The sequence below is a fragment of the Streptomyces sp. CA-251247 genome (genome assembly GCF_050952975.1).
GTDB lineage: Bacteria > Actinomycetota > Actinomycetes > Streptomycetales > Streptomycetaceae > Streptomyces > Streptomyces achmelvichensis.
This window is the reverse complement of record NZ_CP191861.1, coordinates 1,876,604-1,890,387: the sequence shown is the minus strand read 5'-3', so window position 1 is coordinate 1,890,387 and position 13,784 is coordinate 1,876,604. Positions and strand designations below refer to the sequence as shown.

At 71.5% G+C, this 13,784-nt stretch carries 13 protein-coding genes; 9 read left to right on the top strand and 4 right to left on the bottom strand.

The window, feature by feature from the left end:
- Window positions 1-14: 14 nt before the first annotated feature.
- Together ACQPWZ_RS08390 and ACQPWZ_RS08385 are read left to right on the top strand one after the other, a co-directional pair.
- The gene (locus ACQPWZ_RS08390) at window positions 15-1,031 is read left to right on the top strand and encodes a 1-aminocyclopropane-1-carboxylate deaminase (RefSeq protein ID WP_433571010.1); all 1,017 of its coding nucleotides are present in this window, start codon (window positions 15-17) and stop codon (window positions 1,029-1,031) included.
- A gap of 28 nt (window positions 1,032-1,059) precedes the next feature.
- Window positions 1,060-1,290 carry a hypothetical protein gene (locus ACQPWZ_RS08385; RefSeq protein ID WP_313947053.1) on the top strand — a complete coding sequence of 77 codons (231 nt, stop codon included), beginning with the start codon at window positions 1,060-1,062 and terminating at the stop codon, window positions 1,288-1,290.
- Between the two features lie 58 nt (window positions 1,291-1,348).
- Here the strand turns inward: ACQPWZ_RS08385 and ACQPWZ_RS08380 are convergent, their stop codons facing one another.
- The 3 genes from ACQPWZ_RS08380 to ACQPWZ_RS08370 all read right to left on the bottom strand — a co-directional run bounded on the left by ACQPWZ_RS08380 (window position 1,349) and on the right by ACQPWZ_RS08370 (window position 3,730).
- Window positions 1,349-2,563 (bottom strand): TerD family protein, encoded by a 1,215-nt coding sequence (locus ACQPWZ_RS08380; RefSeq protein WP_340472443.1) that lies wholly within the window; start codon window positions 2,561-2,563, stop codon window positions 1,349-1,351.
- Between the two features lie 45 nt (window positions 2,564-2,608).
- The gene (locus tag ACQPWZ_RS08375) at window positions 2,609-2,827 is read right to left on the bottom strand and encodes a hypothetical protein (RefSeq protein ID WP_327684886.1); all 219 of its coding nucleotides are present in this window, start codon (window positions 2,825-2,827) and stop codon (window positions 2,609-2,611) included.
- A gap of 78 nt (window positions 2,828-2,905) precedes the next feature.
- On the bottom strand, window positions 2,906-3,730 hold the full coding sequence (locus tag ACQPWZ_RS08370) for an NAD-dependent epimerase/dehydratase family protein (protein ID WP_433571009.1): 825 nt from the start codon (window positions 3,728-3,730) through the stop codon (window positions 2,906-2,908).
- A 240-nt stretch (window positions 3,731-3,970) separates the two neighbouring features.
- On the opposite strand from ACQPWZ_RS08370, the gene ACQPWZ_RS08365 reads away from it, so the two are divergent.
- Complete coding sequence (locus ACQPWZ_RS08365; protein ID WP_340472441.1) at window positions 3,971-4,915, top strand: 5-dehydro-4-deoxyglucarate dehydratase; 945 nt, start codon at window positions 3,971-3,973, stop codon at window positions 4,913-4,915.
- The gene (locus ACQPWZ_RS08360; RefSeq protein ID WP_433571008.1) at window positions 4,912-6,075 is read left to right on the top strand and encodes a hypothetical protein; all 1,164 of its coding nucleotides are present in this window, start codon (window positions 4,912-4,914) and stop codon (window positions 6,073-6,075) included. Before ACQPWZ_RS08365 ends, ACQPWZ_RS08360 begins: the two co-directional genes overlap by 4 nt.
- Window positions 6,076-6,090: 15 nt before the next feature.
- Here ACQPWZ_RS08360 and ACQPWZ_RS08355 read toward each other — a convergent pair whose 3' ends face one another.
- Complete coding sequence (locus ACQPWZ_RS08355; protein ID WP_433571007.1) at window positions 6,091-7,296, bottom strand: MFS transporter; 1,206 nt, start codon at window positions 7,294-7,296, stop codon at window positions 6,091-6,093.
- Window positions 7,297-7,504: 208 nt separating this feature from the next.
- Between ACQPWZ_RS08355 and ACQPWZ_RS08350 the strand changes: the two genes are divergently transcribed.
- The 5 genes from ACQPWZ_RS08350 (at window position 7,505) to ACQPWZ_RS08330 (ending at window position 13,702) form a co-directional block, all read left to right on the top strand.
- Window positions 7,505-8,179: a GntR family transcriptional regulator gene (locus tag ACQPWZ_RS08350; RefSeq protein WP_433571006.1), complete on the top strand. Its 675-nt coding sequence runs from the start codon at window positions 7,505-7,507 to the stop codon at window positions 8,177-8,179.
- A gap of 16 nt (window positions 8,180-8,195) precedes the next feature.
- Entirely contained in the window at window positions 8,196-9,107 is a 912-nt protein-coding gene (locus ACQPWZ_RS08345) for a dihydrodipicolinate synthase family protein (RefSeq protein WP_433571005.1), read from the top strand.
- Complete coding sequence (araD, locus tag ACQPWZ_RS08340; protein ID WP_433571004.1) at window positions 9,104-10,828, top strand: L-arabinonate dehydratase; 1,725 nt, start codon at window positions 9,104-9,106, stop codon at window positions 10,826-10,828. Before ACQPWZ_RS08345 ends, araD begins: the two co-directional genes overlap by 4 nt.
- A gap of 68 nt (window positions 10,829-10,896) precedes the next feature.
- Complete coding sequence (locus tag ACQPWZ_RS08335; RefSeq protein WP_433571003.1) at window positions 10,897-12,225, top strand: S28 family serine protease; 1,329 nt, start codon at window positions 10,897-10,899, stop codon at window positions 12,223-12,225.
- Window positions 12,226-12,295: 70 nt separating this feature from the next.
- A complete protein-coding gene (locus tag ACQPWZ_RS08330) occupies window positions 12,296-13,702 on the top strand; it encodes an NCS2 family permease (protein ID WP_433571002.1) in 1,407 nt (468 codons plus the stop codon).
- Window positions 13,703-13,784: the final 82 nt, after the last annotated feature.

The following is a 13,784-nucleotide window of genomic DNA, read 5'->3' as shown; positions in this document are numbered from 1 at the left end:
CGAAGGAGCTGACCATGTCGATCTCGTCGTACGAGCGCCATCCGCTGCTGTTCGGCCCCTCCCCGGTGCACCGCCTCGAACGGCTCACCCGCCATATCGGCGGAGCCGAACTGTGGGCCAAGCGCGAGGACTGCAATTCGCCCCTCGCCTACGGCGGCAACAAGACCCGCAAACTGGAGTACCTCGTCGCCGACGCGCTCGCCCGGGGATGCGACACGCTCGTGTCGATCGGCGGCGTCCAGTCCAACCACACCCGCCAGGTCGCGGCCGTCGCCGCCCGCACCGGTCTCGCCTGCGTGCTGGTGCAGGAGAGCTGGGTGGAGTGGCCGGACGCGGTCTACGACAAGGTCGGGAACATCCTCATCAGCCGGCTCGCGGGCGCGGACGTCCGTCTGGTGCGCGCCGGGTTCGGGATCGGCGTCAAGGAGAGCTTCGAGCAGGCGCTCCGCGAGGTCGAGGAGGCCGGCGGCCGTCCCTACGCCATCCCCGCAGGCGCCTCCGACCACCCGCTCGGCGGACTCGGCTTCGCGAACTGGGCGTACGAGGTCGCCGAACAGGAGAGGGAGCTGGACGTCTTCTTCGACACGATCGTGGTCTGCTCGGTCACCGGCAGCACCCAGGCCGGCATGATCGCCGGATTCGCCGCGCTCGAAGAGGCGGGCGGGCGTCCGCGCCGGATCCTCGGGATCGACGCCTCGGCGGCCCCGGAGCGCACCCGCGAACAGATCGGCCGTATCGCCCGGAACACCGCCTCACTCGTGGGGGTGGAGCGGGAGCTGCGCGACGAGGAGATCGAACTCGACGAGCGCTACCACGCGGGCACCTATGGCATCCCCGACGAGGCGACGCTGGAGGCCATGCGACTCGCGGCCCGGACGGAAGGAATGGTGACGGACCCGGTGTACGAGGGTAAATCGATGGCAGGGCTCATCGACCTGGTCGAACGGGGAGAAATCGGGCCCCGGGCTGTCGTGCTTTATGCCCATCTGGGCGGGCAGCCGGCGCTCAATGCCTACAGCGCGTTGTTCTGATGCGGCCCGAGGGGCCATACTCACGGTAATGACCAAGTCAGCCGGATCCCGGCGCCATCTGCCCTCCAGTCCCTTCAACAGAACGGCCCCGGCAGCCCCGCCGATCGAGCAGTACGAAGTGGGTGACCGGGTCTCGCACGACCAGTTCGGCCTCGGCAGAGTCATCGCAGTCGAGGGTGACAACGCTGCTGTGCTCGTCGATTTCTCCGGTCGCAAGGGAAGAATTCCGAGCCCTTACTCCAAGCTGGCCAAGCTCTGAGCCCCACCGCGGCCGGGCCCGACGTCGATGCGAACGACGGAGGGCCCGGCTGCTGCGGTTACAGGGCCTGAGCGGCGGGCTTCACCATGCCGCGCACGGTCCGGGACTTCACGAAGTCCCCGATGGCGGTCATCTCCCACTCGCCGGAGAACTGCTTGATCAGCTTCGCCATCATCACGCCGGTCTGCGGCTCCGCGCCGGTGAGGTCGAAGCGCACCAGCTCTTCGCCCGACGCCGCGTCGATCAGCCGGCAGTAGGCCTTGGCGACCTCGGTGAACTTCTGGCCCGAGAAGGAGTTCACCGTGAAGACCAGGCCGGTGGCGTCCGCCGGCAGCCTGCCGAGGTCCACGACGATCACCTCGTCGTCGCCGGCGCCCTCGCCCGTCAGATTGTCGCCGGAGTGCTTGATCGCGCCGTTCAGGATGGTCAGCTTGCCGAAGTAGCAGCTGTCCAGGTGGTTGCGGTTGGGGCCGTACGCGATGACGGAGGCATCGAGGTCGATGTCCTTGCCGCGGAAGGCGGGCTCCCAGCCGAGACCCATCTTGACCTGGGACAGCAGCGGACGGCCGCCCTTGACCAGGGACACCGTCTGGTTCTTCTGGAGACTGACGCGGCCCTTGTCGAGGTTGATCTTCCCGGCGCCGGGGGCGGGAGCCGCCGGGGGAGCGGCGGGGGCCGGAGGGGCCTGGGCGATCCGCGGGTCGGGCGCGGCGGGTGCGACCGGGGCGGGCTGCGCTGCGGGGGCCGCCGGTGCGGGTGCCGCTGCGGGCTCCTCGTCGACCGAGACGCCGAAGTCGGTGGCGATGCCCGCCAGTCCGTTGGCGTACCCCTGGCCGACCGCACGGGCCTTCCAGGCGCCGTTGCGCAGATAGATCTCCACGATGACGAGCGCGGTCTCGGAGCCGAGCTGCGGCGGGGTGAAGGTGGCGAGCGCACTGCCGTCGTCGGCGTTGCGGATGGTGGCGGTCGGCTCGATGCCCTGGAAGGTCTGTCCGGCGGCGTCGGGGCTCGCCGTCACGACGATCTTCTCGATGCCGGGCGGGACGGCGGCCGTGTCCACGATGATCGCGTCCGGGGCGGTGCCGCCGCCGGAGCGGTGACTCACACCGGGGCCCGCCGGCTGGTTGTAGAAGATGAAGTCGTCATCGGAGCGCACCTTGCCGTCGCCGGTGAGCAGCAGGCCCGAAACGTCGAGCCGCACCGGGGCGGCGACGTCCACCGCCACGCGAGCGGCGGAGAGAGGGATGTTCGAGCCGGGGGTCATAGCTGTCATGCCAGGGGTAACGAGCGAGGGCGCTTTACCGTTCCCTTACTGTTCTCACCGGTTGCGGGGGTGATTTCTGGCCGCCCGTTCGTTCCCGAACTTGTACGCGCCGGTCCAGCGGGCCATCACCAGCTGCGCGTCACCGGACTCCACCTCCGCCAGGAACTTCTCGGCGCGCGGACCGCGCAGGGTGCCCGCCGGCCGGCCGCGGTGAGTGATGACCACGCTGCCGTCGCCGCGCTGTTCGTACGTGAATCCGAAAGGTCTCGCCATGGCCGACATCCTGGCCGGTGAGTGGCGCCGGTGGCACGCGAATATCCGTCGGCCGGAAACCGGTCGGCCCGGGGCCGGTCAGTACGGCCACTGGGGCGGGTCGGTGACGAAGTGGCCCCCCAGGTACGCGTGGTCCGGGTTGTCCGGGTCCAGTTCGCCCTGTTCGGCGACGAGCTTCTCCGCGTACTGCTCCGAGTCGTCCTGCGGGTCGTACCCGAGCGCGCGTGCCGTCGAGAGGTCCCACCACAGCCGGGTGTTGGCGGACGAGCCGTAGACCACGGCGTGGCCGACCTCCTCGGCGGTCAGGGCGGCGTGGAAGAGGCGTGCGCCGTCGCCGGGGCTCATCCACACCGAGAGCATCCGTACCGACGTGGGCTCCATGAAGCAGGAGCCGATGCGCACCGAGACACTCTCCACGCCGTGCCGGTCCCAGTAGAGCTGGGCCAGGTCCTCGCCGAAGCACTTGGACAGGCCGTAGTACGTGTCCGGCCGGCGGGGTGTGTCGATCGGGATGAGCGCGGACGGCGCGATCGGGGCCTCGCCCCGCGGGCGCGGAGTGAAGCCGACGGCGTGGTTGCTGGAGGCGAAGACCACGCGCCGGACGCCCTCTTCCCGGGCTGCCTCGTAGAGGTTGTACGTGCCCTCGATGTTGGCGCGCAGGATCTTCTCGAAGGGGGCTTCCAGCGAGATGCCCGCCAGATGGATGATCGCGTCGACGCCGCGGACCGCCTCCCGCAACGCCTCCTTGTCGGCCAGGTCGGCGGTGACGGCCTCCGGCTCCCCCTCGATCGGGGTGGCGTCGAAGAGCCTGAGCTCGTAGCCGTACGCGGGAAGCAGTCCCCGCATCAGCGTGCCGAGGCCGCCTGCTGCGCCGGTGAGCAGGACGATGCGGGGAGCGGGCATGGATGGTTCTCCTTGAAATGCTCAGGTCCGTAGACGGCATTCACATGCATGGACAAGCTAGGGAGTCGGCGGGGCACCGTCAAGTGTGGCCCGGACGGTCCGGCTCCGCCTCTGAGTTGCGGTTTTCCGTCTTGACCTGCCCGGCCCGGCTGCCCTAGCGTGACGGCGTTCAGAGATATGGACGTCGATCAGAATTGTGCACGAGTCGCGGAGGCTCGGTGCACGGCCCAGGGAGCGCCCGTGACCACAGCCCCGCTCGCCGCCCGGCTCACCCGGGTCCAAGGACCGCTGTTCTTCCCCGTCACCCCGTACGGACCCGACGGCTCCGTCGATCTCGACACCCTCCGGGCCCATGTGCGCGCCGGCATCGACGCCGGCGCGGCCGCGGTGTTCGCCTGCTGCGGTACGGGCGAGTTCCACGCCCTCACCCGCGAGGAGTTCGGACAGTGCGTCGCCGCGGCGGTGGACGAGACCGCGGGCGCGGTGCCCGTCGTCGCCGGAGCGGGCTACGGCACCGCCCTCGCCGTCCAGTACGCGCGGACCGCCGAAGAGGCGGGCGCCGACGGACTGCTCGCCATGCCTCCCTACCTCGTCGTCGCCGACCAGGCCGGACTGCTGCGGCACTACACCGAGCTGGCCGCGGCGACCTCCCTCGACGTCATCGTCTACCAGCGCGACAACGCCCTCTTCACCCCCGAGACCGTCGTCCGGCTCGCCACGACCGACGGGATCATCGGCCTCAAGGACGGCTACGGCGACCTCGACCTGATGCAGCGGATCGTCAGCGCCGTCCGCCGGGACGCCCCCGAGCGGGAGTTCCTCTACTTCAACGGGCTGCCCACCGCCGAACTCACCGGCCTCGCCTACCGCGGCATCGGCATCTCCCTCTACTCCTCGGCCGTCTTCGCCTTCGCCCCCGACATCGCCATCGCCTTCCACCGCGCGCTGGCGTCCGGCGACGACAAGACCGTGGGCCGGCTGCTCGACGGCTTCTACGTGCCCCTGGTCGAACTGCGCAACCTGGGCCGGGGCTACGCCGTCTCGCTCGTGAAGGCGGGCGTGCGGCTCGAAGGGCTCGACGTCGGCGAGGTGCGCCCGCCGCTCAGCGAGCCGGCCGAGGTCCACGTCAAGGCGCTGGCCGCTTTGATCGAACGCGGCCGGGCGCTGCTGGAGGAGCTCGCGTGAAGACCTCCGTCTTCCTCTACCCCTGGGACGTCGTCGGGGACCCGGACGCCGCGGCCCGTATCGCCGGCCTCGGTGTCCAGCAGGTCACCCTCGCCGCCGCCTACCACTCCACCCGCGCGCTGACCCCCCGCCACCCACGGCACCGCATCGTCACCGCCGAACACGCCTCCGTGCTCTACGCGATGGACGAGGAACGGTGGGCGGGACGCGAGCTGCGGCCGTACGCCCCCGGAGCCTGGGCGTCCGCAGACGCGTACGGGGAGGCGGCGGCCGCCCTCGCCGACGCCGGCCTCGAGGTGCACAGCTGGGTGGTCCTCGCCCACAACTCCCGTCTGGGCGCGGACCGTCCGGACACCTCCGTCGTCAACGCGTACGGCGACCGCTATCCCTGGGCGCCCTGCATCGCGCGGCCCGCCGTCCGGGAACTGGTCGTGCATCTCGCGGCCGAGGCGGCGGCGAGGCCCGGCGCGCGCGGCACCGAGCTGGAGTCCTGCGGCTGGTACGGCCTCGCCCATCTGCACGCCCACGACAAGATCGCCGGCGTGGGTCTCGGTGACGCGTCCCAGTATCTGATGTCCCTGTGCTTCTGCTCCGCCTGCGGCGAGGGATACCGGCAGCTCGGCCTGGAACCCTCCGTGCTGGCGGCCGCCGTACGGGGGGCGCTGGAGCCGGTCTGGGCGGGGGAGGCGCCGGGGGACGCGAGCATCGACAAGCTTCTGGGCGCCGAACTCGCCGCGGCGACACTCGACTTCAGGACCCGCACCGCACGGACGCTCCAGGAGGAGACGGTCGCCGCGGTGCGGGCCGCGGCCCCCGACGGTTTCCAGGTGCTGCTGCACGCCGACCCCGTGTCGTACCACTGCGGGGCCAACGCGGGCGTCGACCCGGCGCACATCCTGTCCGTCGCGGACGGTGTGGTGGTGCCGTGCACCGGTGGCGCGCAGCTGCTGACGCCGTTCGCGGACCGCCGCGGGAACGCGGACGTACTGGCCGCCAATCTCACCGTGGTCGGCGGGATGGGCGGCAGCCCGGGCAAGCTGGCCGAGGACGCGGCGCGGGCCGCGGAACGCGGAGCGACGGAACTGCGGCTGTATCACGCGGGGCTGGCGTCGGACGCGGACCTGGAGCTGGTCGCGGAAGCGCTGTCACGGGTGGGCTGAGCCTCCCGCAGGGCCTCAAACGCCGGACGGGACAGGCGCGCCCCGCCGCCCTCGCAGTGCCAGGGCCAGCACCAGTCCCGCCGCGCCCGTCACCGGCAGCAGCACCCGCACGTCGGCCACCGCGACCAGCCCCGCACCCGCCGCGAGCGCCACCGCGTTCGGGGCGAAGACCAGCGTGTTCGCGGTGGCGGCCGTGCGGCCGAGGAGCGCGTGCGGCGTCTTTCGCTGCACCGCCGTCAGCGCCGCGACCAGGACGCACGGCAGCCCCAGACCGATCGCCGCGCTGCACCCCAGTGCCACCGCGTCGAACGGCAGCGAACGCAGCGCCACCGCCGCGGCGAACAGCGCGGTGCCGGCCGCGGCGTACGTCCGCTCCCGCATCCTCCGCAGCAGCGGGCCGGCGAGAAGTCCACTGATCACCGACCCGGCGCCCTGCACCGCGTACAGCACACCGACATACGCGGGGGAGCGGCCGAGCACATCGTCGGTCACGGCGAAGATCAGCGCGCCGTTCAGGCCCGCCAGCAGCATGACCGTGCCACCGCCCAGCACCAGGGGGCGCAGCACCGGCGAGTGCCACAGATACCTCACACCCTCGGCGGTCTCCGAGCGCCACGTGCCCGCCGCCGGGCGGGCCGGCCGTTCCTCCGGTACCCGCAGGGTCATGAAGATGCCGGCGGCCAGCGCGAACGAGAGCGCGTCCAGCACGGCCACCGAGGCGCCGCCGAACCGGGCGAAGAGGCCCGCCCCGGCGAGCGGCGCGATCAGTTTCATGCCCTCGTTCGCCGTCATCCGCAGCCCGTTGAAGTCGCCGAGCAGTCTGCCGTCCACCACCGTCGCGACCAGTCCCGCCTCCGCCGCGTCGTGCACGACGGTGCTCATCCCGTAGACGACGAGGACGGCGAACAGGATCCACACCCGCGCCGCCGAGTCCACCGCCGCCAAGGGCAGCAGGAGCAGGGACATCGCGAGGTTGGTACGGATCAGCAGCGGCCGGCGGCGCACCCGGTCCGCGACCGTCCCCAGCAGCGGCCCGGCCAGCACCGGAGCCCACATCGCGAACGTCGTCAGCGCCGCCAGACTGTCCGACCCGGTCAGCGACTTGACCCAGATCCCGGACACCAGCCACATCGCGGACGAGCCGAAGCCCGACACGACCACCCCGGCCAGATACAGCCCCGCATTGCGGTCCCGCAGCACCGCACCCGTCCGCCGGCCCACACCCCACCCGCCTCTCCCGATCACGTCGTGCGAGCCAGCGTGACGGCTGAGGAGGCCGCGGCGGATCGGGCAGGTGACCTACATCCTGTCGTGCGGCCGGACCCTGCCGGCCGTCGTCGCGGGTCTTGACGCGCGACGCCGTGGGCGGACAAGCTCGCAGCGTCGTACGTCGTATCTCATATATGACCCAGCAGAACGCGAGCCGTCGATGTCCTTTGCTCCGGCCTCCATCCCCTCCCGCACCCAGTACGTGCTCGACACCGTCAAGCACGCGATCCTCACCGGCCGGCTGCGGCCCGGGCAGGCGCTCGTCGAGAGCGAACTGGCCGCGCAGTTCGGGGTGTCGAAGACACCGGTGCGCGAGGCGCTCAAGACGCTCGCCGGCACCGGCCTGGTGGTGATGAGCCAGTACAGGGGCGTCACCGTGCGCACGGTGGACACCGCCATGGCGCACGAGGTGTACGACGTGCGGCTGCTGCTCGAACCGGAGGCGGTCCGCCGGTCGGTCCGCCGCTCGGCCCCTCTGGATGCCGCGGGCGAGGCGCTGGCGAAGGCCGACGCCTCCTCCGACGGCGCGGAACGTTCCCTGGCCAACCGGGAGTTCCACCGTGCCCTGTATCTCCCCTGCGGCAATCCGATGCTGGTCCGGATGCTCGACGACGTACGCGACCAGGCCGCGCTCGTCTCGGCCGTCGCCTGGGCCGCCGACCCGTCGTGGGAGCGGGAGGCGGCCGAGCACCGGGAGATCCTGCGGCTCGCGGTGGCCGGTGACGCGGAGGGTGCGGCCCACGCCCTGTACGACCACATCGCCGCCTTCCTCCGCCGCGCCTTTCCCCAGCAGGGCTCCGCCGAGCCCCGCTCCCCCGAGGAGGACCACCGATGACCGAGGAGGACCACCGATGACCGAGGAACGCCACACCGCCCTGCGCGCCGCGCTCGCCGATGTCGTGGCCATCCCCGTGACCCCGTTCGCCGAGGACGGCACGGTCGACGAGAAGGCCCAACGCGCCCTGCTGCGCAGGATGCTCGACGCCGGTGTCACCACGCTCACGCCCAACGGCAACACCGGAGAGTTCTACGCCCTGACCCCCGACGAGCGCCGCCGGGCCGTCGCCGTGACCGTCGAGGAGGCGGACGGGACCGCCACGGTCGTCGCCGGCGTCGGACACGAGGTGCCGGCCGCCGTCGCGGCCGCCCGGCACGCGGCGGACGCCGGGGCCGAGCTGGTGATGGTGCACCAGCCGGTCCACCCGTACGTCTCGCAGGACGGCTGGATCGACTACCACCGCGCGATCGCCGACGCCGTACCCGAGCTCGGGGTCGTCCCGTACATCCGTAACGCCCACCTCACCGGTGGCACGCTGGCCGAGCTGGGACGGCTGTGCCCCAATGTCGTCGGCGTGAAGTACGCGGTCCACGACGCCGCCGCCTTCGCGGCCTTCGCCCGTGACGCCGGCCTGGACCGGTTCGTCTGGGTCGCCGGGCTCGCCGAGCTCTACGCACCCTCCTACTGGGCCGGCGGCGCCACCGGCTTCACCTCCGGGCTCGTCAACGTCGCGCCGGAGATCTCCCTCGCCCTGCGGGACGCCCTGCGCGAAGGCCGGTACGCGGACGCCATGGACATCTGGGAGCGGATCAGGCCCTTCGAGGAACTGCGCGCGGCCCACCAGTCGGCGGACAACGTCAGCGTCGTCAAGGAGGCGCTCACCGCGCTCGGCCTGTGCCGCCGTGACGTGCGTCCGCCCAGCCGCGTCCTGGCCGGGGAGCAGCGTGCCGTGGTCGCGGATCTCGTCCGGGGCCGGTTCGTATGACCGGCCGGAGTCCCGAACAGCTGCGCAGCCACCAGTGGTACGGCACGGAGGGGCTGCGCTCGTTCAGCCACCGCGCCCGTACCCGCCAGCTCGGCTATCTCCCCGAGGAACACCTCGGCAAGCCGGTGATCGCGGTCCTCAACACCTGGTCCGACATCAACCCCTGCCACGTCCATCTGCGCGACCGCGCCCAGGCCGTCAAGCGCGGCGTCTGGCAGGCCGGCGGCTTCCCGCTCGAATTCCCGGTCTCCACGCTCTCCGAGACCTTCCAGAAGCCCACGCCCATGCTCTACCGCAATCTGCTGGCGATGGAGACGGAGGAGCTGCTGCGCTCCTATCCCGTCGACGGCGCGGTGCTGATGGGCGGCTGCGACAAGTCCACGCCCGCCCTGCTGATGGGCGCGGCCAGCGCCGACCTGCCCGCCGTCTTCGTCCCCGCCGGGCCCATGCTCCCGGGCCACTGGCGCAACGAAGTGCTCGGCTCCGGCACGGACATGTGGAAATACTGGGACGACAGGCGCGCCGGACTGATCGGCGACGCCGAACTCGCGGAGCTGGAGAACGGTCTGGCCCGTTCGCCCGGCACCTGTATGACCATGGGCACCGCCTCCACGCTGACCGCCGCCGCCGAGGCCCTCGGCGTGACCGTCCCCGGCGCCTCGTCCGTCCCTGCCGTCGACTCCGGGCACGAGCGGATGGCCGCCGCGTCCGGCCGCCGGATCGTCGACCTCGTACGCCAGGACCTGAAGCTGTCGCGCATCCTCACCCGCGAGGCCTACGAGGACGCCGTCGCCACCGTGCTCGCGCTCGGCGGCTCCACCAACGCCGTCATCCATCTGATCGCGATGGCCGGCCGCTCCGGTGTCGCGCTCACGCTCGACGACTTCGACCGCATCGCCCGCACGGTGCCGGTGCTGGCGAACGTCCGGCCCGGCGGCCGGTATCTGATGGAGGACTTCCACTTCGCGGGCGGACTCCCCGCCTTCCTCAGCCGGCTCACCGACGTCCTGCATCTGGACCGGCCCACCGTCGGCCACTCCACCCTGCGCGAACAGCTCGCCGGGGCGCTCGTCCACAACCCCGACGTCATCCGCCCGCGGGACAACCCGCTGGCCGGCGAGGGCGGGGTCGCGGTGCTGCGCGGCAACCTGTGCCCCGACGGCGCCGTCATCAAGCACATCGCCGCCGATCCCCGGCTGCTCAAGCACACCGGCCCCGCCGTCGTCTTCCCCGACTACCGGACCATGCAGCGCACCATCGACGACCCGGCCCTCGGCATCACCGCCGACCATGTGCTCGTACTCCAGGGCGCGGGCCCCCGAGGCGGCCCCGGCATGCCCGAGTACGGCATGCTGCCGCTGCCCGGCCATCTGCTCCGGCAGGGCGTACGCGACATGGTCCGGATCTCCGACGCCCGGATGAGCGGCACGAGTTACGGCACCTGCGTCCTCCACATCGCCCCCGAGTCGCACATCGGGGGCCCGCTGGCCCTGGTCCGCAGCGGCGACCCGATCACCCTGGACGTCGCGGCCCGGACACTGCGTCTGGAGGTGCCGGACGCGGAGCTCGCCGAGCGGCGGGCCGCCTGGACACCACCGCCCGAGCGGTACGAACGGGGGTACGGCGCGCTCTACGGCGAGCAGATCACACAGGCCGACACCGGCTGCGACTTCGCCTTCCTCGCCCGCCCGGGCAGGAACCCGGACCCGTACGCGGGTTGAGCCGCGGGCCCGGCGGACGTCCGTCGTACGATGCGGCCTGCCCGTCGTCGTACTCAAGGGGTACCGCGTTGCGTTCCACGAGGCTCGCCGCACTGCTGGGCGCCGTACTGACCCTGGTCACGGCGCAGTTCACCGGGGAGGCGAGCGCGCGGGCGGACTCCGACGGCATCCGCGGGCAGCTGGAACGCATCCCCGGCATGACGGTCGTCGCGGTGGGCGAGAAGCAGGGCCACCCGCACTACGCGCTCACCTACGCCCAGCCCGTCGATCACCGCCGGCCCCAGCGGGGCAGCTTCACCCAGCGGCTCACGCTCTGGCACAAGGCGACCGACCGGCCCACGGTCCTGCACACCGGCGGCTACACCCTGGCCTCCGGCACCGCGCAGGTCACCCAGGTGCTCGACGCCAATGAGGTGTCCGTGGAACACCGCTACTTCGGCCCCTCCCGGCCCGCGGGCGCGGCCGGGGACGACTGGTCCGAGCTCACCGTCTGGCAGGAGGCGAGCGACGAGCACCGGGTGACGCAGGCGCTGCGCGTCATCGAACGCGGCCGGTGGCTGGGCACCGGAGCGAGCAAGGGCGGTATGACGGCGGCCTACCACGAGCGGTACTACCCCGGCGATCTCGACGCCGTCGTCGCCTTCGTCGCACCGAACGACGCCGACAACGCGGACGACAGCGCCTACGACCGCTTCTTCGCGACCGTCGGCACGGCCGAGTGCCGCCGGGCACTCGACGCCGTGCAGCGCGAGATGCTGGTCCGGCGCGAGCGGCTGCTGCCGATGTTCGAGGCGGAGGCCCGGGAGAACGGCGACACCTTCGAGGAGACCCTCGGCACCACGGACCGTGCCTACGAGTTCGCCGTGCTCGACCAGGTCTGGAACTTCTGGCAGGGCGGCAGCGCCGAGGACTGCCCGGACGTCCCCGACGCGCGGACCGCAGCCGACGACGAGCTCTACGGCTGGTCGAAGAAGCACGGCCTGCACGTCTACAAGGACGAGAACCTCGGGACGAACGGCTCGGGCCCCTACTACCGGCAGGCCGCCACCCAACTGGGCTGGGCGGACCTGGCGTTCGGGCATCTGCGCGGTGTCCGCCGCCACCCCGGGCTCTACCGGCCCGACTCGGTGCTGCCGGCCGCGATGCGCGGCGCGTACGACAACGGGCCCATGGCGGACGTGGACCGGTGGGTGCGGACCAGCGGCCGGCGGATGATGTTCGTCTACGGCGAGAACGACCCCTGGAGCGCGGAGCAGTTCACACCGAGCCGTCACGACTCGTACCGCTACGTGGCTCCCGGCACCAACCACACGGCCCAGCTCACGGATCTGCCCGCCGACCAGGAGGCCGCCGCGGTCGCGACGATCCGGCGGTGGGCGGACGTTACACACCGTTGACCTGAAAACGCTCGCCCGAGGGGCACAATCCCAGCTGTCTTCACCGGCCGGACCGTCCCCGAGGAGAGCCATGTCCGCACAGGTCGACCAGTACTTCCGCATCAGCGCACGGGGCTCGACCTATGCGCGGGAGATTCGTGGCGGCTTCGCCACGTTCTTCACGATGGCCTACATCCTCGTGCTCAACCCGATCATTCTCGGCAGCGCCGAGGACAAGTTCGGCCACCAGCTCTCCGCCGCCGAACTGGCCACCTCCACCGCGCTGGTGGCGGCCGTGATGACCGCGATCATGGGCCTCGGCGGGAATCTCCCGCTCGCCGTCGCCGCCGGACTCGGGCTCAACGCCGTCGTCGCCTTCCAGATAGCCCCGCTGATGAGCTGGCCCGACGCGATGGGTCTCGTGGTGCTCGAAGGCATCCTCATCTGCGTCCTGGTCGTCACCGGACTGCGCGAGGCGATCATGCACGCCATCCCCTCGTCGCTGAAGCAGGCGATCAGCGTGGGCATCGGGCTCTTCATCGCCTTCATCGGATTCGTCGACGCCGGATTCGTCACCCGCATCCCCGGTGACGAGGGCACGGTGCCGGTGCAGCTCGGTGGCAGCGGTCAGCTCTCCGGCTGGCCCGTGCTCGTCTTCTGCATCGGGGTGCTGCTCACCGTCGCGCTGATGGCGCGCAAGGTGAAGGGCGCGATCCTCATCTCCATCGTCGTGACGACCGTCGTCGCGATCGTCATCAACGAACTCGCCACCGTCGACCGCCTCGCCTGGGGCCTGACCGTCCCGGCCGTGCCCGACGACGTCGTGGCCGCGCCCGACTTCGGACTCGTCGGCGCCTTCAGCCTCTTCGGCGCGTTCGAGCAGATCGGCATCGTCACGCTGGTGCTGCTGGTCTTCACCCTGATCCTCAGCGACTTCTTCGACACCATGGGCACGGTCGTCGGCATCTCCAGCGAGGCGGGCCTGCTGGACGAGGACGGCAAGGTCCCGAACCTCGGCCGGGTCCTGCTGATCGACGGCGCCGCGGCGGCGGCCGGCGGAGCCGCGTCCGCCTCCTCCAACACCTCGTACATCGAGTCGGCCGCCGGCGTGGGCGAGGGCGCCCGTACCGGTCTCGCCTCCGTGGTCACCGGCGCCCTCTTCGGCCTCGCGCTCTTCCTCACCCCGCTGCTGACCGTCGTCCCCGCTCAGGCGGCCGCCCCGGCGCTGGTCGCCGTCGGCTTCCTGCTGATGGCCCAGGTGCGGCACATCGACTGGGAGCGGTACGAGATCGCCATCCCCGCGTTCCTGACGATCGCGGTCATGCCGTTCACGTACTCCATCACCAACGGCATCGGCGCGGGCTTCATCGCGTACGTCGTCATCAAGGCGGTGCTCGGCAAGGCACGTGAGGTGCACTGGCTGCTGTGGGGCACGGCGGCGCTGTTCTCGGTGTACTTCGCCATCGACCCGATCGAGCAACTCCTCGGAGTTTCCTGAGCTTTGGCCGGGGTCGATCGCGGCGCGTGTGCCGTCGTCCGACGCGCAGTTATCATTCGATCTTGACCAACTGCCGTGCCCT

Coding starts and splice junctions, on each gene's coding strand:
- ACQPWZ_RS08375 (WP_327684886.1), bottom strand. CDS start 2,827: ATGGCGAGACCTTTCGGATTCACGTACGAACAGCGCGGCGACGGCAGC.
- ACQPWZ_RS08370 (WP_433571009.1), bottom strand. CDS start 3,730: ATGCCCGCTCCCCGCATCGTCCTGCTCACCGGCGCAGCAGGCGGCCTC.
- ACQPWZ_RS08385 (WP_313947053.1), top strand. CDS start 1,060: ATGACCAAGTCAGCCGGATCCCGGCGCCATCTGCCCTCCAGTCCCTTC.
- ACQPWZ_RS08390 (WP_433571010.1), top strand. CDS start 15: ATGTCGATCTCGTCGTACGAGCGCCATCCGCTGCTGTTCGGCCCCTCC.
- ACQPWZ_RS08330 (WP_433571002.1), top strand. CDS start 12,296: ATGTCCGCACAGGTCGACCAGTACTTCCGCATCAGCGCACGGGGCTCG.
- ACQPWZ_RS08350 (WP_433571006.1), top strand. CDS start 7,505: ATGTCCTTTGCTCCGGCCTCCATCCCCTCCCGCACCCAGTACGTGCTC.
- ACQPWZ_RS08380 (WP_340472443.1), bottom strand. CDS start 2,563: ATGACAGCTATGACCCCCGGCTCGAACATCCCTCTCTCCGCCGCTCGC.
- araD (WP_433571004.1), top strand. CDS start 9,104: ATGACCGGCCGGAGTCCCGAACAGCTGCGCAGCCACCAGTGGTACGGC.
- ACQPWZ_RS08345 (WP_433571005.1), top strand. CDS start 8,196: ATGACCGAGGAACGCCACACCGCCCTGCGCGCCGCGCTCGCCGATGTC.